The 17,296-nt window shown below is 64.7% G+C and carries 19 protein-coding genes; 4 read left to right on the top strand and 15 right to left on the bottom strand.

Annotated elements, in window-relative coordinates; translation table 11 throughout:
* Positions 1 to 14: 14 nt before the first annotated feature.
* The 6 genes from K408_RS0113645 to K408_RS0113625 form a co-directional block, all read right to left on the bottom strand.
* Positions 15 to 668, bottom strand: coding sequence for a hypothetical protein (locus K408_RS0113645; protein WP_024339109.1), 654 nt, complete (start codon positions 666 to 668; stop codon positions 15 to 17).
* A gap of 172 nt (positions 669 to 840) precedes the next feature.
* Positions 841 to 1,428, bottom strand: a complete 588-nt coding sequence (locus tag K408_RS0113640; protein WP_024339110.1) for a GNAT family N-acetyltransferase — start codon at positions 1,426 to 1,428, stop codon at positions 841 to 843.
* Positions 1,429 to 1,466: 38 nt separating this feature from the next.
* Complete coding sequence (locus K408_RS0113635) at positions 1,467 to 2,756, bottom strand: M16 family metallopeptidase (RefSeq protein WP_024339111.1); 1,290 nt, start codon at positions 2,754 to 2,756, stop codon at positions 1,467 to 1,469.
* The gene (thrC, locus tag K408_RS0113630; RefSeq protein ID WP_024339112.1) at positions 2,753 to 4,171 is read right to left on the bottom strand and encodes a threonine synthase; all 1,419 of its coding nucleotides are present in this window, start codon (positions 4,169 to 4,171) and stop codon (positions 2,753 to 2,755) included. Before thrC ends, K408_RS0113635 begins: the two co-directional genes overlap by 4 nt.
* 52 nt (positions 4,172 to 4,223) lie before the next feature.
* Complete coding sequence (locus K408_RS42065; RefSeq protein WP_155248405.1) at positions 4,224 to 4,679, bottom strand: hypothetical protein; 456 nt, start codon at positions 4,677 to 4,679, stop codon at positions 4,224 to 4,226.
* Positions 4,680 to 4,713: 34 nt separating this feature from the next.
* Entirely contained in the window at positions 4,714 to 5,358 is a 645-nt protein-coding gene (locus K408_RS0113625) for a response regulator transcription factor (RefSeq protein ID WP_024339113.1), read from the bottom strand.
* An 86-nt stretch (positions 5,359 to 5,444) separates the two neighbouring features.
* On the opposite strand from K408_RS0113625, the gene K408_RS0113620 reads away from it, so the two are divergent.
* Positions 5,445 to 6,779: a histidine kinase gene (locus K408_RS0113620; protein ID WP_024339114.1), complete on the top strand. Its 1,335-nt coding sequence runs from the start codon at positions 5,445 to 5,447 to the stop codon at positions 6,777 to 6,779.
* On the opposite strand, the gene K408_RS0113615 is transcribed toward K408_RS0113620, so the two are convergent.
* From K408_RS0113615 to coxB, 9 genes are all read right to left on the bottom strand, one after another.
* The gene (locus K408_RS0113615) at positions 6,774 to 7,151 is read right to left on the bottom strand and encodes a nuclear transport factor 2 family protein (RefSeq protein ID WP_024339115.1); all 378 of its coding nucleotides are present in this window, start codon (positions 7,149 to 7,151) and stop codon (positions 6,774 to 6,776) included. The genes K408_RS0113620 and K408_RS0113615 overlap by 6 nt on opposite strands.
* Before the next feature lie 116 nt (positions 7,152 to 7,267).
* Positions 7,268 to 8,020, bottom strand: coding sequence for an SURF1 family protein (locus K408_RS0113610; protein ID WP_024339116.1), 753 nt, complete (start codon positions 8,018 to 8,020; stop codon positions 7,268 to 7,270).
* Positions 8,017 to 8,418 (bottom strand): DUF983 domain-containing protein, encoded by a 402-nt coding sequence (locus tag K408_RS0113605; protein WP_024339117.1) that lies wholly within the window; start codon positions 8,416 to 8,418, stop codon positions 8,017 to 8,019. Before K408_RS0113605 ends, K408_RS0113610 begins: the two co-directional genes overlap by 4 nt.
* A gap of 96 nt (positions 8,419 to 8,514) precedes the next feature.
* Positions 8,515 to 9,411, bottom strand: coding sequence for a cytochrome c oxidase subunit 3 (locus tag K408_RS0113600; protein ID WP_024339118.1), 897 nt, complete (start codon positions 9,409 to 9,411; stop codon positions 8,515 to 8,517).
* Positions 9,412 to 9,488: 77 nt separating this feature from the next.
* The gene (locus tag K408_RS0113595) at positions 9,489 to 10,142 is read right to left on the bottom strand and encodes a cytochrome c oxidase assembly protein (RefSeq protein WP_024339119.1); all 654 of its coding nucleotides are present in this window, start codon (positions 10,140 to 10,142) and stop codon (positions 9,489 to 9,491) included.
* Positions 10,143 to 10,147: 5 nt separating this feature from the next.
* Positions 10,148 to 10,324: a cytochrome c oxidase system small membrane protein gene (locus K408_RS0113590; protein WP_024339120.1), complete on the bottom strand. Its 177-nt coding sequence runs from the start codon at positions 10,322 to 10,324 to the stop codon at positions 10,148 to 10,150.
* Entirely contained in the window at positions 10,321 to 11,265 is a 945-nt protein-coding gene (locus K408_RS0113585; RefSeq protein WP_024339121.1) for a heme o synthase, read from the bottom strand. Before K408_RS0113585 ends, K408_RS0113590 begins: the two co-directional genes overlap by 4 nt.
* Positions 11,266 to 11,326: 61 nt before the next feature.
* Positions 11,327 to 12,952, bottom strand: coding sequence for a cytochrome c oxidase subunit I (ctaD, locus tag K408_RS0113580; RefSeq protein WP_024339122.1), 1,626 nt, complete (start codon positions 12,950 to 12,952; stop codon positions 11,327 to 11,329).
* 86 nt (positions 12,953 to 13,038) lie between these two features.
* Complete coding sequence (gene coxB / locus K408_RS0113575) at positions 13,039 to 13,893, bottom strand: cytochrome c oxidase subunit II (RefSeq protein ID WP_024339123.1); 855 nt, start codon at positions 13,891 to 13,893, stop codon at positions 13,039 to 13,041.
* 459 nt (positions 13,894 to 14,352) lie between these two features.
* Here coxB and K408_RS0113570 point away from each other — a divergent pair, with 459 nt between their 5' ends.
* The 3 genes from K408_RS0113570 to lepB all read left to right on the top strand — a co-directional run bounded on the left by K408_RS0113570 (position 14,353) and on the right by lepB (position 17,193).
* Positions 14,353 to 14,883, top strand: coding sequence for an invasion associated locus B family protein (locus tag K408_RS0113570; RefSeq protein WP_024339124.1), 531 nt, complete (start codon positions 14,353 to 14,355; stop codon positions 14,881 to 14,883).
* A gap of 106 nt (positions 14,884 to 14,989) precedes the next feature.
* On the top strand, positions 14,990 to 16,417 hold the full coding sequence (tldD, locus tag K408_RS0113565; protein WP_024339125.1) for a metalloprotease TldD: 1,428 nt from the start codon (positions 14,990 to 14,992) through the stop codon (positions 16,415 to 16,417).
* Positions 16,414 to 17,193 (top strand): signal peptidase I, encoded by a 780-nt coding sequence (lepB, locus tag K408_RS0113560; protein WP_024339126.1) that lies wholly within the window; start codon positions 16,414 to 16,416, stop codon positions 17,191 to 17,193. Before tldD ends, lepB begins: the two co-directional genes overlap by 4 nt.
* The last annotated feature ends 103 nt before the right edge of the window (positions 17,194 to 17,296 follow it).

The following is a 17,296-nucleotide window of genomic DNA, read 5'->3' as shown; positions in this document are numbered from 1 at the left end:
CCGCAAGACCTCGCCTACTTCTTCTTCCGTCCCTTCGGCTCGGGCGAAAGCGCCTGCGGGTCGAAGCCGACATAGAAGATATAGTTGTCGGCGACCGCGGGTGACGGCATCGGATAGGCCAGGTCCTCGGCGACGAAAGTGAAGGGTACACTGCCGCCCTCCGACATCGAGACTGTGGTCCGGTAGGCCTTGGAGGCAATGACCTTCTCGCCGATGCCACCCTGCACGACCGCGACGCGCAAGGGGACCTCGACGGTCGCAGGCGCCCCGGCGGGGCCTGCGATGACGCGGCCCTGAATGCCGATCCGAGCGGTGATATCGCCGCCGTTCCGGGCACACTCGCGTGCCATCTTGGTGATCGTGGCCTGGAAGCGGATGTCGTTACCGACGGCCTGCTTGCCGCTCGCACCGACCGCATAGGTGGAGGCGCCGGAGCGCACGGTGACCTGCGGGCAATCCAAGTCATCTTCTTCGGCGGGCTGACCGGGCGCGGGCGCCGGAGTGGGCTGCGCCGACTCGTCGGACTTGCCGCCGAACAGGCTCTTGAAGCGGTCGGTTAAGGACTGGGCCGCCGCCGGGGAGACAGAGGCGAGCGCAGCCGACAGCATCAACGCGACCGCTGTTCCCCGCCGCGATGCATTCCGCGATGACCGAAGCTCCTTCACCATCGACCCCATAACTCCATCCGAACATCCGGCCGATCCACCGGCCGGCCCGCGCCGTTATATCGCCAAAATCGGCGAACCCAAGGCCAACAAACAGGGTGCGCGGACAAGGCAAGCGGACAGGGTAGCAACGAGGCCGGATCGTCGAGAATATGGCCGCACGGGAGATTGCAGCTCAGCCGCGGAAATCCTCGTGCAGCAGGCCGAACAGCAGATGATCCTGCCAGACTCCATTGATGCAGAGATAGCGGCGCGCCAGCCCCTCGCGTGAGAAGCCGCACTTCTCCAGCACCCGGATCGAGGGCGCATTGGTGGGAATGCAGGCGGCCTCGACCCGGTGCAGATTGAGCTCGCCGAACAGCGTCGGCAACAACACCCGCAGAGCCGACGTCATGTAGCCGCGATGGGCATACGGCTGGCCGACCCAGTAACCGATGGTGCCGGCCTGCACGATGCCACGCCGGACATTGGCGAGCGTGACTCCGCCTACTAGTGCGCCGTCGAGCTCACGGAACACCAGAAACGGATAGGAGCGGTCCGCGGCAATGTCCTCGGAATAGCGGCGCAGGCGGCGGCGGAAGCCGGACCGGGTGAGATCGTCGGAGGGCCAGATCGGCTCCCAGGGCGTGAGATAGTCACGGCTGGTTTCGCGCAGATGGGCCCATTGCAGGAAGTCGGACATTTGCGGGGCGCGCAGCAGCAGACCGTTGCCGCGCGGCGCGAGGGCGGCGGGTCCACTGGATGGCAGGCGAAAGAGAGCCATGGTGATGCTTCCGGGGGGCGGGCGCCCTTGGGCGGCTCCTAGTGCAGCCGCGCCTTGGCGCGCGCCCGGGTCAATCCTTCCGCGAAAGATACCGCGGTGTCCAGACCCCTGCCGCTGCCCAGTGCGACAACGGCGGGCCTGCTCCGCGACAGCAGCGCACGTGCCGCGTCCCTGGTCGATTCGATGCTGACGGCATCGATGCGAGTCACCAGTTCCTGCGCCGTCTGCGGCCGCCCGTAGGCGAGCACATGCCGGGCCAGTTGCTCGGCACGGGAGGAGCAGCTCTCCAGCGCCATCAGAAGGCCAGCCTTCATCTGCGCCTTGGCCCGGGCGATCTCGGCCTCGGTCAACGTCTCCACCGAATCGTTCATGATGTCGACCACGACTTCCATCATCTCCGGAGCGTCGGCTGGATCGGTGCCGGTGTAGAGGCCGAAGAAGCCGGTGTCGGTATAGGGCGCGTGGAACGAATAGATGGAGTAGCAGAGAGCGCGCTTCTCACGCACCTCCTGGAACAGGCGCGAGGACATTCCGCCGCCGAGGATATTGGTGAAGACCTGGAGCGAGAACAGCGACGGATCGGTCTGCGGCACGCCTTCCAGCGCCAGCGTCAGATGCGCCTGCTCGAGCTCGCGATGCACCACCTTGGTCCCGCCCTTGCCGAACTGAGCGGTCTGCGGCTTCGGCCCCGGCGTCCCCTCGAAGCTGGCAAAGCGCTTCTCGACCTCGGCGACCACCTCCTTGTGATCGACCGCGCCGGCCGCCGCCACCACCATGTCGGGCCCGCGATAATGCGTCGACAGATAGCCCTGCAGCATGTCGCGGTTGAAGGCGCGCAGCGTCTTGGCCGTGCCAAGCAGGGATCGGCCCATCGGCTGGTCGGGATAGCAGAGCTCGTTCAGGTGCTCGAACACGACATCGTCGGGCGTGTCCTGCGCGGCACCGATCTCCTGCACGATGACGTTCTTCTCGCGCTCCAGCTCGTCGGGCTCGAAGGCGGGATTGGCGAGGATGTCGGCGAGCACGTCGAGCGCGAGCGGCACGTCCGCCTTCAGCACCCGCGCGTAATAGGACGTGGTCTCGGTCGAGGTGCCGGCGTTGAGGTCGCCGCCAACCGCCTCGATCTCCTCGACGATCTCGCGCGAGGAGCGCTTGGTCGTGCCTTTGAATGCCATGTGCTCGAGCAAATGTGAGATGCCGTGCTCGTTCGGCTTTTCGTCGCGTCCCCCGACGCCGGCCCAGACGCCGAGCGCCGCGGTTTCAAGATGGGGCATCTCGTCGGTAACGACGGTCAGGCCGGAGGCAAGCTTGGAAATCTCGACGCTCATCCGGCAACTCCTTGCTTTGCGGCGCGGCTGACCGACAGCACGAACCGCTCGATCTCGGCCTGATCGTTCTTCATCACCCTCATGTGTTCGGATTTGGTCATCAAGCCGTCGAGCCAGGCCGGCAATTGCGGCCGCTGGCCGCAGGCCGCCTCGACAGCGTCGGGGAATTTGGCCGGGTGGGCGGTGGAGAGCACGATGCTCGGCACCCGCGTGTCGGTGGTGTCGCGGTCCGCGACGGCGAGCGCCACCGCCGTATGAGGGTCGACCAGTTCGCCTGCTTCGCGCCAGGCGGCGCGGATCGCGGCAGCCGTCTCGGTCTCGTCGGCGCGCCCTGCGTCGAACTCCTCGCGGATCGCGGCCAGCGTCGCATCGGGCAGCACGAAGCGACCGGACTGCTTGAGCGACTCCATCAAGCGGCGCACGCCAGCCGCATCGCGCCGGCCTGCCTCGAACAGCAGCCGCTCGAAATTCGACGAGATCTGGATGTCCATCGACGGCGACGCCGTCGCATGCACCTCGCGCACTTCGTAGATACCAGTCTTCAGCGTGCGCGCCAGGATGTCGTTGACGTTGGCGGCGATGCGCAGGGTCCGCACCGGCAGTCCCATGCGCTTGGCGACGTAGCCCGCGAAGATGTCGCCGAAATTCCCCGTCGGCACGACGAAATCGACCGCGCGCGCCGGCGCGCCGACGGCAACGGCAGAGGTGAAATAGTAGACCACCTGAGCGACGATACGCGCCCAGTTGATGGAGTTGACGCCTGACAACGAGGTCGCATCGCGGAAGCGATGATTGTTGAACATCGCTTTCACGAGCGCTTGGCAATCGTCAAAGTTGCCCTCGACCGCGAGCGCATGGACGTTGGCGGCACCCGTGGTCGTCATCATCCGCCGCTGCACCTCGGAGATGCGCCCGTGCGGAAACAGCACGATGAGATCGACATTCTCGAGCCCGGCAAAGGCTTCGACCGCGGCCCCGCCGGTATCGCCTGATGTCGCGACCACGATGGTGGTGCGCTGGCCGCGCTTGGCCAGTACATGGTCCATCAGCCGCGAGATCAGCTGCATGGCCACATCCTTGAAGGCGAGCGTTGGGCCGTGGAACAGCTCCAGCACGAACTGATGCGGCGACATCTGGCGCAGCGGCACCACTGCGGGATGGCGGAAGGTGGCATAGGCCTCGTTCGCCATCCGGCCGAGTTCAACGTCGGTGATCTCGCCGCCGGCGAAGGGGCGAATCACATCGACCGCGACCTCCCAATAGGGGCGGCCGAAGAAGGCGGCGATGGTCTCGGTCGGAAGCTGCGGCCATGTCGTCGGCACATAAAGGCCGCCGTCGCGGGCCAGCCCGGTCAGCATCACATCACAGAAGCCGAGTTCAGGGGCCTCCCCCCGGGTCGAGATATAACGAGTCAAACTGCCCTCCAAAGGCCGGCCGGGCCGCAACCCGACGCCTAAGCCTTTGATTTTACGAAGTTACTTGTTCAAAGCCAGAGGCTCGCCCACCATAAAGCGTTTTGCGGCATCGGCAAACCGCTTCCGGCCCACCCTCGCCCAGCGAAAAAGGGCTGCGGCATTGCCGCAGCCCTTCTCTTGGAAGGTCTGTCGTTGTGTGCAGACCGGTTGCCTGTCCGGGGTCGATGACCGCCGACCGTTTCGGCGAGCTTTCCTCGCCTGTCACGAAATCGTCAAGAGCCAAATCGCGCGCGCCGAAGAATGTTCCTATTTTTCCCGAGGCATCCCAAGGCACAAGGACTTCACACGCGGCGAGGCTCGACAGGAAATACCATTTTTTCCCGAAAAGTTTTCCTCTCGCAGGAACGAATGCAGCCTCGGCCCATTGTGTTTGCGGATGGGTGTCAGCCCGTTGCCCATGCATTGCCCGGCCAACGGCGGCGTCGATCCGTCGACCGAACCGCTGCATCCTGGAGCAGCCGGTTCGGTCGCTGGGCGGAAGCTCAGTTCATCCCGATTTCCACGGCAATCCGAATCAGGTCGGAGTGATTTTTGGCGCCCAGCTTCTGCTTGAGCAGAGACGTGGTGTTGGCGACGGTCTTGTAGGAGATGCCGAGCGCCTCGGCGACCTCGACGATCTTGTCGCCGCGTCCGAGCAGGCGGAGAATTTCGAGCTCCCGCGGCGTCATCTGCGAGGCCGGATTGGCCTTGATTGCCGCGCCGGAAAACGTGACGGCTTCCGCAAGCTGCGGCGAGATGAAATTGTCCCCCGCGACCACCTTGCGCACCGCTTTTAGCAGGAGCCTGGGATCATCGCCCTTGGAGACGTAGCCCTGGGCCCCAAGCTCCACGGCGCGCACCACGAAGGCGGGATCGTCGTTCATGCTGAACATGATGATCTTGGCGGCGGGATCGTCCTTGCGGATCCGTCGCATCAGCTCGAAGCCGGAGACATCGGGCAGGCTGATGTCGATCACGGTGACGTCGGGCCGCTTGCTGACATAGGCGCGATGCCCGGATTTGGCATCGGTCGCTTCGTCAATGCGTATCGACTGGTCGGAAGCGAACAAGGTCCGGCAACCGGACAGCACCACGGGATGGTCGTCGACGATCAGGACCCTGGTCGCCAGCTTGGCGGTATCTTGCATCGCGCACTCTCTCGTTTTTCGACTCATAGACCGACGGGAAGAAATGGAAAGAGTAAATTCCGCCGATGCGCGTTAGAATTGACCTAATGTGGCAGCGACTCTCGTTCAGGACGCAACTGTTTCTTCCGCTCGGCGCGAGCTTCCTGGCGGTGCTGATCCTGGGCGGCGTGCTGCTCCAGATATTCGCAACGGGCCAGCTGGCCGAGGAACGCGAGCCGGGAAGGCGATCGATCCAGGCCATCGCCACCGCGCTCAACAACACCTTGCGTGCATCGGACAATCCGCGGCAGACGCTCGACGCCTTTGTCCATTCCTTGGACACCTCCTCGGATATTCAATTCCGTGCCCTGGGAGCAGGTCCCACGCCGTCACCGAAGGACGACTCGCGCAAGTCGCATGGCGTGCCGCAATGGTTCATCCGCCTTCTCGCCATTCCCGAAATCGACGCGGCATCCCCGGTCATGATCGATGGCCAACGTGTCGGCGACATCGTCTTCCTGTCGGACATGTCGGCCGATCTGTTCGAGAAGTGGATCGGCTTTCTGGCGTTCACCGGCCTGGTGGCCGTGCTGATGGCTCTTACCGGCACGATCGCCTACGTCTTGTCGGGATCTGCCCTGCGCCCCATGCAGGATCTCGGCGAAGGTCTCACGCGAATACGACAGGGCGACTACACCAGGCCGATTCCGGTCAGGGGGCCGCCGGAGATCCGGCAGGGCTGCGAAGAGGCGAATGCGCTCGCTGCAACGCTGGCGCAATTGAGCCGGGACAATCGCGATCTGATGCACCGCCTGGTGTCGCTCCAGGACGACGAGCGACGCGATCTCGCCCGCGAATTGCACGACGAACTCGGGCCGCTGCTGTTCAGCATCCGCGCGGGCACGATCGCGCTCGTCGAGGCCTCACCGCCCGTGGGAAATCTCGGCAACCCGGCGCAGGATCTGCTGCAATCGGTCGAGGCACTCCAGCAAACCAACCGCCGTATCCTCGACCGGCTCCGACCGCTCTACATCGAGGAACTGGGCCTTTCGACCAGCGTGCAGACGCTGCTTCGGAACTTTCGCAAGCAGGCGCCGCATATCGTCCTGACGGACACGATCGACCCGGACCTGAACGTGATCGAGGGGCCGTCGGCACAGACCGTCTATCGGGTGACACAGGAGGCACTGACCAATGTGCTACGCCACGCCAAGGCAGGCAGCGCCCATGTGCAGGCGATCGTCACCGGTGAGACGGTCGTCATCGAGATTTCCGACGATGGCGCCGGTTTTCCGGCCGGCAACGTCTTCGGCCGGGGCCTGACCGGCATGCAAGAGCGCGTGCGCGCGCTCAGCGGATCGCTGTCCCTGCTGCGCATGAACGAACGGACTTATGTGCGCTGCCGCCTTCCGGCTAAGGCAAGTCGGGACCCGGCGTCATGAGGCCAGCCGGCACCAGCAGCCATCTCGCACGTTCTGCAGCGCCGGTTCGCACAGCGTGCTGCGGATCTTGCCTTCCGGGCTGAAGCGGAACGAGACGTGAATGCGCAACGCGCCGGCAACGGAGTATTCGAGGTCGACGCCGTCGGGTGCCGGATGAATCTCCTCAAGCCCGAAACCCGCCGCCGAGAAAGTGCTGAGCCGCGGCTGCCAATACGCCTCGAGCTCGCTTCGACCGCTATAGCGCTGGGTGCCGTTACACGTACATTCGGCCTGGGCGTCATCCGCGTAGAGGCCGAGCAACGTCATGAGGTCGCCCTTCCGGCAGGCGTCCACCCAGTCGACGACAATTCCCATCTGATCGAAGTCGCTCACGCCGCAATCCTGTCTGCCGCGAAGAATCGGCGGCGGCTTGGGACCACACTCGTGAATGTGCGCTGAATAATAAACCCCGGGCGATACCGGGTTCCACGGAAAATCTTCGGATGAGCTCAGCTCCGCCGGCGGCCTCTTGCCCACACGGCGAAGGCGATCAGCACGGCGCCCGCAAGCGTGAACCAGGTGATGGCGTATTGCAGGTGATCGTCCTTCAGATTCACGACGAGCGGCCCCGGACGCGGAATGCCATTCGCAGGTGCTGGCTGCTCGAGGTCAACATAGAACGGCGCAACAGCGCCCCAGCCGAGCGCGCTTGCCATTGCCAGATGATCGCGCACGAACCAGAGCCGCTTGGCGCGATTCTCCCCCGGCGTCAGCCAGCCTGGCGCCTCGGGAAAGCGCAGGTAGCCGGTGAGCGTGACCGGCTCACCCGTGACGAGCTTCTTCACCGCACGATCCTCGACATCGCGATCCTGCATCGTGTTCTCGATAAAGCCCGCATCGATCACGACGGTCTCGCCGCTCGGAAGCCGCGCCGGCAGGAACGCCCAGGTGCCGGGGCCGGAGGCGTCCTTGCGCACCGCGGAGCCCGCGGAATAGACCATCGCATCGGGCAGCGGCGCATACGTCGCCGTGAAGCTGACGCGCCGGAATTCGTCGCGGGCGGGATTGAGACCAGACCATAGCACCGGCAAAGGCAGCGCGCCGGGTGCCGCCGCAAGCCGCTCGGTGAGGGCCGCAATCAGCTCGTGCTTGGCTGTCCGACGCTGCAACTGCCAGACACCGAGCGCGACGCACACGGCTGTCAGGAACAGCGTGAACAGCGCGAAGCCGGCCACGCGGCCCTTGCGCGCGGCCTCGTTCATTTCGCGCGATCAACCAGCCGGCCGGGCGCCGCCTTGTGGTGGAATTGCAGCGCGATCAGCAGCGATTTCATCGCACGCAGCGGCAGCAGCGTGGTGGCGAGGATCAGCGGCAGCCAGAGCGCCGCATGGAGCCAGAACGGCGGCTGGTACTTGACCTCGACGACGAGCGCGCAGCCGACGACGATGGCGCCGGCGAGCATGATAATGAAGATTGCCGGGCCATCTCCGGTATCGATGAAGGCGTAGTCGAGACCGCAACGGTCGCAAGCGGGGGCGAGCGTCAGGAAGCCCGCATAAAGCTTGCCCTGGCCACAGCGCGGGCACTTGCAGGCAAGCCCGCGCATCGCGCTCTGCAGGACGGTGGTTTCGGACGGGGAGGTGCCGGCGGTGTCGTTCATGATGGTGGACTCTATCACACTTTCGGCCGAAACTTCCGGCGGCCGGAACGCGAAAGGGCGGCCCTGCGGCCGCCCTTTCTGGTCGTTCAATCTGGCTTAGTGGGCAGCGTGAGCCATGGTCTCGGCGCCGCGTCCCCAGACGTAGATGCAAAGGAACAGGAACAGCCAGACCACGTCAACGAAGTGCCAGTACCAGGCGGCGAATTCGAAGCCGAGATGCTGCTTCGGCGTGAAATGGCCGGCATAGGCGCGGAACAGGCAGACCAGCAGGAATATGGTGCCGACCAGCACATGGAAACCGTGGAAGCCCGTCGCCATGAAGAAGGTCGCACCGTAGACGTTGCCGGCGAAGGAGAACGCCGCATGGCTGTACTCGTAGGCCTGCACGCAGGTGAAGAGGGCTCCAAGTACGACCGTGAGGATCAGGCCGTATTTCAGGCCCTGGCGGTCGTTCTCGAGCAGCGCATGGTGCGCCCAGGTCACAGTGGTGCCTGAGGTGAGCAGGATCAGCGTGTTCAGGAGCGGCAGATGCCAGGGATCGAAAGTCTCGATGCCCTTCGGCGGCCAAGTGCCGGGGACCGAGCAGGCGCCAGCCTGGGTCCCGAGACCGCAGCCGAACACGGCGTCGCGGGTCGCCTGCACCGCGTCGGCCGGGAACAGCGCGGCGTTGAAATAGGCCCAGAACCAAGCGACGAAGAACATCACCTCGGAGGCGATGAAGAGGATCATGCCGTAGCGATGATGCAGCTGCACGACGCGGGTGTGGTCGCCCTTGTACTGGGCCTCCTTCATCACGTCCCCCCACCAGCTCGCCATGGTGTAGAGCACGCCGACGGTACCGACGCCGAACACGATCGGCGCCGCAGAGAACATGTGGTGCATCCAGGCGACCGCGCCGACGGCCATGATGAACGCCGAGAGCGAGCCGACCGCCGGCCAGGGAGAGGGATCGACCAGATGATAGTCGTGATGCTTGGTGTGCGCCGTAGCCATTCCGTCTCTCTCCTCAATCCCGTGCCTGGCAGGCACTTATCCCCTTGCTTCCGACATCCCGAGCGCGCGCCCGGCGGTCAGAGATTTCCCTTGCGCTTGTCGCCTTCGCCCGAAGCCAGCGGCTTCACCACCGGATCCCTCACCGGATAAAACGTGTAGGACAGCGTGATGGTGTTCAACGCATCATTCTCGCGGTCGTCGGCGATCGATGGATCGACGTAGAACACGACCGGCATCTCGCGCTTCTCGCCCGGAGCCATGGTCTGCTCGGTGAAGCAGAAGCAGTTGATCTTCTGGAAATATGAGCCGACCGTCAGCGGCGCGACATTGTACGCGGCCTGCGCGGCCGTTGTGCGCGCGGCCTGGTTGGTCACGGTGTAGAAGACGGTCACGACCTGGCCGATATTGACCTCGATCTCGCTCTGCTCCGGCTCGAACTTCCAGGGCAGGCCGGGCGCGACGTTGGAATCGAAGCGCACCGATATCTTCCGCGCGATCGGGCCGGAGGCCGGCGCAGAGGTCGCAACCTGCGTCGTGCCGTTGAAGCCGGTGGCACGGCAGAACCAGTTGTAGAACGGCACCGCCGCGTAGGAAGCACCGACCATCAGCGCGACCACGCCGCCGCAGATGGAAGCCACCACCACATCGCGCCGCAGCGCACGGCTCCCGGCCGGCTTACGATCGGCCGGCTTGGCGCTGACGTCCCGTGATATGATCGGCTCGTGATTCATGTTTCCTACATCGGCCGCACGAGTACCGCCGGTCCCTTGACCATGGTGACGGCGAAGAACAGCACCACGAGCACGCCGAGCGCGAGCGCGATTGCGATCGAACGCTGACGACGGCTCTTCCGCTGCGCCTCGGTGAGGACGATTCCGTCTGGCTCGGGTTTGTCGGCCATCGCTGTGATCATGCGCCCCCTGCCATCGGCACGAGCGCCCGGTACACGACCTCGGCCAGCAAGGTCGCGAACAGCGCGAACAGATACAGGATCGAGAATGCAAACAGCTTGCGGGTCGCGCGCAGCGACTGGCTGCGTTCGCGACGCAGGTAGACGTTGATCGCGAGCACCAGCATGCCAGCCCCCAGGATCAGCGAGACGATGCCGTAGACGGCGTCGAAATAGCCAAGCGCCCATGGCGCCGCGGCGACCGCGATCAGCACGACGGTGTAGAGCAGGATCTGGAGCCGCGTCGCGTCGGGACCGGCGACGTTGGGCAGCATCGGAATGCCGGCGCGCGCGTAGTCGTCGGAACGAAACAGCGCCAGCGCCCAGAAATGCGGCGGGGTCCAGAAGAAGATGATGGCGAACAGCAGCAGCGGTTCGACATCGACCGTGCCCGTGACCGAAGCCCAGGCCACCACCGGCGGCAGCGCGCCGGCGGCGCCGCCGATCACGATGTTCTGCGCGGTCCAGCGTTTCAAGCCGATCGTGTAGATCACGACGTAGAAGAAGATGGTGAAGGCGAGCAGCGCGCCCGCGACCCAATTGACGAGGATGCCGAGCGTCATCACCGAGAAGAAGGCGAGCGTCGTGCCGAACGCCATGGCTTCGGGACGTGTGATGCGGCCGCGCGGGATCGGGCGGTTTGCCGTGCGCGACATCTTGGCGTCGATGTCGCCCTCCAGCGCCATGTTGAGCGCCCCGGAGGCGCCGGCACCGACCGCGATGCAGAGCAGAGAGGTGATCGCCAGCACCGGGTGAAAGTGCCCTGGCGCCATCGCCATCCCGACCAGCGCGGTGAAGATCACCAGGGACATCACCCGCGGCTTGAGCAGCGCGATATAATCGCCAACCTCCGCTTCGGAGATGCGGGGATTGATGTCGATGGCGTTCTGGTCGAGGACGGACACTTAGATCTACTCGCTTCGTTATAGCGCCGCGGCGCCCGTCACGGGCGCCGCGGGAGATGGCTTACTGCACGCGGGGCAGCACTTCGAACTGGTGGAACGGCGGCGGCGAGGTCAGCGTCCATTCCAGCGTGGTCGCGCCCGCACCCCAGGGGTTGTCGGCAGCCGGCACCTTGCGGGCGAAAGCGTCGAACACGCAGTACAGGAAGATCAGCACGCCGAAACCGGAGATGTAGGAGCCGATCGACGAGACCAGATTCCAGCCCGCGAAGGCATCGGGATAGTCGATATAGCGGCGCGGCATGCCCGACAGACCGAGGAAGTGCTGCGGGAAAAACACCATATTGACGCCGACGAAGGTGACCCAGAAGTGCGCCTTGGCCAAAGTCTCGTTGTACATGTAGCCCGACATCTTCGGGAACCAGTAGTACCAGCCGGCGAAGATCGCGAACACCGCGCCGAGCGACAGCACGTAGTGGAAGTGCGCAACGACGTAGTAGGTGTCCTGGAGCACGCGGTCGACGCCCGCGTTCGCCAGCACGACGCCGGTGACACCGCCGATCGTGAACAGGAAGATGAAGCCCACCGCCCAAATCATCGGGGCGCGGAACTCGATCGAGCCGCCCCACATCGTTGCGACCCACGAGAAGATCTTCACGCCGGTCGGAACGGCGATGACCATCGTGGCCGCGACGAAGTAGGCCTGCGTCGCCGAGGACATGCCGACCGTGTACATGTGGTGCGCCCACACCACGAAGCCGATGCCGCCGATCGCGACCATCGCGTAGGCCATGCCGAGATAGCCGAACACGGGCTTGCGCGAGAAGGTGGAGACGATCTGGCTGATCATGCCGAAGCCCGGCAGGATCAGGATGTACACTTCGGGATGACCGAAGAACCAGAACAGATGCTGGAACAGCACCGGGTCGCCGCCGCCGTCAGGCGCGAAGAACGTCGTGCCGAAATTGCGGTCGGTGAGCAGCATGGTGATCGCGCCGGCGAGCACCGGAAGCGACAACAGCAGCAGGAACACCGTCACCAGGATAGACCACACGAACAGCGGCATCTTGTGCAGGGTCATGCCCGGCGCACGCATGTTGAAGATGGTGGTGATGAAGTTGATGGCGCCGAGAATCGACGAGGCGCCCGCAAGATGCAGCGCCAGGATCGCGAAATCGACGGCGGGCCCCGGATGGCCAGAGCTCGACAGCGGCACGTACATGGTCCAGCCGGCGCCGACACCGTTGGAGCCCGGCTCGCCCTCGACGAAGGTCGACATCAGCAGCAGCGCGAAGGACGCCGGCAGCAGCCAGAACGAGATGTTGTTCATGCGCGGGAAAGCCATGTCGGGCGCGCCGATCATCAGCGGCACGAACCAGTTGCCAAAGCCGCCGATCATCGCAGGCATGACCATGAAGAAGATCATGATCAGGCCGTGAGAGGTCACGAACACGTTGTAGGTGTGGGCCTCGTGGAAGATCTGCACGCCCGGATACATCAGCTCGACCCGGATCGCGATCGACATCGCGGCACCGATGATGCCGGCAATGACCGCGAAGATCAGGTACATCGTGCCGATGTCCTTGTGGTTGGTCGAATAGACGTAGCGCCGCCATCCGGTCGGATGGGCGTGCTCGTCATGTCCGTGGGCCTGCGCGTGATCGCCGTGTGCCGCTGCGCTCGTTGCCATTTTCAAATCCTGCCTTGCGTCCCGTTCGGACCTCTGGAGGTCCCGCCCTTTTGTCGCTTTCAGTCCCTCAAGCCGTCACCCGACGCCTACTGCGTCGGGCCAGCAGCGGAGGCGTAGGTGCTGGTGCCGCCGCTCGCATATTTCTTCTTCGCCGCTTCGACCCAGGAGGCGAACTCCTGATCGCTCACCACTCGCACGGCGATCGGCATGAAGGCGTGGTCCTTGCCGCAAAGCTCCGAGCACTGACCGTAGTACATGCCGGTCTTGGTGGCCTTGAACCAGGTCTCGTTCAGGCGGCCGGGAATGGCATCGATCTTGACGCCGAAAGCCGGCACCGCAAAGGCGTGGATGACATCGGCGCCGGTCGTCTGGACCCGAATCACCTTGTTGACCGGCACCACCATCTCGTTGTCGACGCCGAGCAGGCGGGGTTGCTTGTCCTGCGCCATCAGCGAGTCGAACTCGAATTTGCCGTTATCAGGATAGGCATAGGACCAGTACCACTGCTTGCCGGTCGCCTTGATGGTCAGGTCGGCCTTCGGCACGTCGAGCTCCAGGAACAGAAGCCGGAACGACGGCACCGAGATGCCGACCAAGATGAGCACCGGAACCAGTGTCCAGGCCACCTCGATCAGCGTGTTATGGGTGGTCCGCGACGGCACCGGATTGGCCCGCGCGTTGAACTTGACCACCACGATGACGAGCAGCGCCAGGACAAACAGTGTGATCAGGGTGATCAGCACGAACAGGAAGTTGTGGAACCAGATGATGTTGTCCATCACCGGGGAACCGGACTGCTGCAGCGTCCACTCCCACGGCGCCGGCTGCCCGAGCTCGGCGAATGCCGCACCACCCGTCGCCAGCATGATGCCAGCCACCGCCACGAAGATGGTGGCCAATCCCAGCAATTGCCGGCCCACCCGACCCATCGACATCCTCATGCCGTTCGCGCTCCCCTTACGAAATCACCCCAGATGCATCCCCCTGTTTGCGGGAAGCACTTATTCGATCCGCCGGTCTGACAAACCGCCACGCAAGAATACCTCTAAGAGGAACTGGGGCCAGATCGCTAGAACGCGAAATCAAGCCTCTCAAACCATAATTCTTGATCTATCGCAATGCAGTCTTGAGCTTCGTCTGTCAGCCATCACCCGCAAGATATTTCCTAGTAACATCAGACAAAAATACCGTTGGCCGGGATGCTGCGGCTTGACAGCGGAATTGCTCGCGGTAGGCACAGGCGAATGGCCGCGCAGCAGCCTGATTCGTGCGGGCGATGGCGGCGTGGGCGGCGCGGATTTTGCTTGGGAATCGCCTTCAAGACGCCGTCATTCCCGTATCAGTCCGCCGGATTGGTCCGCCAAGCACGAGCGAGCCAGGCGAGCAGAGGGACCGACCCGATGGGGCTTTCGAGATCGATGGCAAGGCCGGCCAACGGCCTCCCGGCGCTGGCCCTGCTGGCTTCGATCGTCCTGCCGGCGCTCCCGGGCCTCGCTCATGCGCAAGGCGCGGTCCGCTCCGTCCATGGCGACTGGCAGATCCGCTGCGACACCCCGCCCGGCGCCCAGACCGAGCAATGCGCCCTGATCCAGAGCGTGGTGGCGGAGGACCGTTCCAATGCCGGCCTGACCGTGATCGTGCTCAAGACCGCCGACCAGAAGAGCCGCTTGATGCGCGTGGTCGCCCCGCTCGGCGTGCTCCTGCCCTCCGGCCTCGGCCTCAAGCTCGACAACCAGGATGTCGGCCGCGCCGGCTTCGTCCGCTGCCTGCCCAATGGCTGCGTCGCCGAGGTCGTCCTGGAAGACAAGCTGCTGGGCCAGCTGCGCAGCGCCAAGACCGCGACCTTCATCATCTTCGAGACCCCCGAAGAAGGCATCGGCTTTCCGCTCAGTCTGAACGGGCTGGGTGAGGGATATGACAAGCTGCCGTAGCGTCGCGGGCAATCCTATTGTTTCCGTAATGTGAGGCTTCGCGCCCTCGCGGAACCGGCGCGAAATCATTATCTTGCCGTACATACCCCGGCTAATGGACGGACGCATGACCAACCCTGCCACAACCTCCCTGCTCGACCGCGCCAATCTCGACCGCGACCAGGTTCGCCACGAGATCGCGCGGGGGCTTTCGGGCGCCGACGACGGCGAGCTGTTCCTGGAGTACAGCCAGACCGAAGCCCTGATGTTCGACAATGGGCGGCTCAAGCAGGCGACCTACGACACCTCGCAGGGCTTCGGCTTGCGCGCCGTCAAGGACGATGCGGTCGGATATGCGCACTCCTCCGACGTGTCCCTGCCGGCGCTGATGCGCGCGGCGGATGCAGTTTCGGCCGTGCGCGGCGGCTATTCCGGCAGCTTCGCCGCGCCGCCCCCGCACACCAATGTGCGGCTCTATGGCGACGACAATCCGCTGGATGCGCCGGGCTTCGAGACCAAGGTCAAGCTGCTCGCCGAGATCGACGCCTATTTGCGCGACAAGGATCCGCGGGTGCGGCAGGTCAGCGTCAGCCTGGGCGCGACCTGGCAGGTCGTCGAGATCCTTCGCCCCGATGGCGAAAGCTATCGCGACATCCGTCCGCTGGTGCGCGTGAACATTTCCGTCGTCGCGGGCCAAGGCGACCGCCAGGAGAGCGGCAGCAAGGGTTATGGCGGCCGCGCCGGCTATGCCGAATTCATCGAGACGAAATCCTGGCGCGAGGCTGCCGATGGCGCGTTGCGCGAGGCGCTGGTCAATCTGGAATCGATCCCGGCCCCCGCGGGGGAAATGGACGTCGTGCTCGGTGCCGGCTGGCCCGGCGTGATGCTGCATGAAGCGGTCGGTCATGGACTCGAGGGCGACTTCAACCGCAAGAAGACGTCCGCCTTCGCAGGCCTGATGGGCCAGCAGGTTGCCGCGAAGGGCGTCACCGTGGTCGACGACGGCACGATCGCCTCGCGGCGCGGCTCGCTGTCGATCGACGACGAGGGCACGCCGACCAATCGTACCGTGCTGATCGAGGACGGCATCCTCGTCGGCTACATGCAGGACCGCCAGAACGCGCGGCTGATGAACATGAAGCCGACCGGCAACGGCCGCCGCCAGGGTTACGCCCACGTGCCGATGCCGCGCATGACCAACACCTACATGCTCGCCGGCGACCGCGATCCGGCCGAAATCCTTGCCTCCGTGAAGAACGGCGTGTTCGCCGCGAATTTCGGCGGCGGCCAGGTCGACATCACCTCGGGCAAGTACGTGTTCCAGTGCACGGAAGCCTACAAGATCGAGAACGGCAAGATCGGCGCCCCGTTGAAGGGCGCCATGCTGATCGGCAACGGCCCGACCGACCTGCATCGCATCCGCATGATCGGCAACGACCTTGCGCTCGACACCGGAATCGGAACCTGCGGCAAGAACGGCCAGGGCGTGCCCGTCGGCGTTGGCCAGCCGTCGCTGCTGATGGAACGCATTACCGTGGGTGGGACGGGCGCATGAGCGTTGAAGAGAAGGTCACTGCCACCCCCAAGCGGAAGAGCAGCGGCTGGGCCGGGCAACTTGCTCAGCTCGCCGGCATCGTCGCCGCGGTCTTCATCGCCAAGGGCGCGCTCGCCGAACCGTTCTATGTGCCGTCAGGCTCCATGGAGCCGACGCTCTTGATCGGCGATGCGCTGCTCGCCTCGAAATTCCCCTATGGTTACGGCACCTCGTCACTGCCGATCCAGATCAGCCTGCCCGAAAGCGGCCGCGTCTTCGCGGAAACACCGAAACTCGGTGACGTCGTGGTCTTCCGCTGGCCCGGCGATCGCTCGCAGGCCTGGGTCAAGCGCGTCGTGGGCTTGCCGGGCGATCGCATCCAGATGCGGCAGGGCCAGCTCTTCATCAACGACCGTCCGGCCGAGCTGAAGCCCGATGGCATCGGCACCGCCGAGGACGACCGTGGCCGAAGCGAACCCGCCTACCGCTATGTCGAGACGCTGCCGAACGGTGTTTCGCATTTGATCTTCAAGATGCGCGACAGCGGTCCGCTGGACAACACGCCTGAAGTGACCGTGCCGGCCGGCCATCTCTTCGTGCTGGGCGACAACCGCGACAATTCCGCCGACAGCCGTGTGCCGCTGCGGTCGGGCGGCGTCGGCCTGCTGCCGATCGACAACCTGATCGGTCGTGCGGACGCTGTGGTCGGCTCCTGGGATCTCGGCATGCGCAGCCAACCGGTGTGGACTTGGCTGTCCGGTTTCAGGCTGGCGCGGTTCTTCACCGCCGTGCATTGATCGAAGCGTCGATCATGGGATGGCAAGGCCCGAAGCGTACCCACTGCTTCTGTCGCAACGTTGAGAGATGGTGGCACGACGCCGGGCGCGCATCTTAGCCTAC

The sequence above is a fragment of the Bradyrhizobium sp. in8p8 genome (genome assembly GCF_000426845.1).
In the GTDB taxonomy this organism is placed as follows: Bacteria; Pseudomonadota; Alphaproteobacteria; order Rhizobiales; family Xanthobacteraceae; genus Bradyrhizobium; species Bradyrhizobium japonicum_C.
This window is presented reverse-complemented; position numbering and strand designations above follow the sequence as displayed.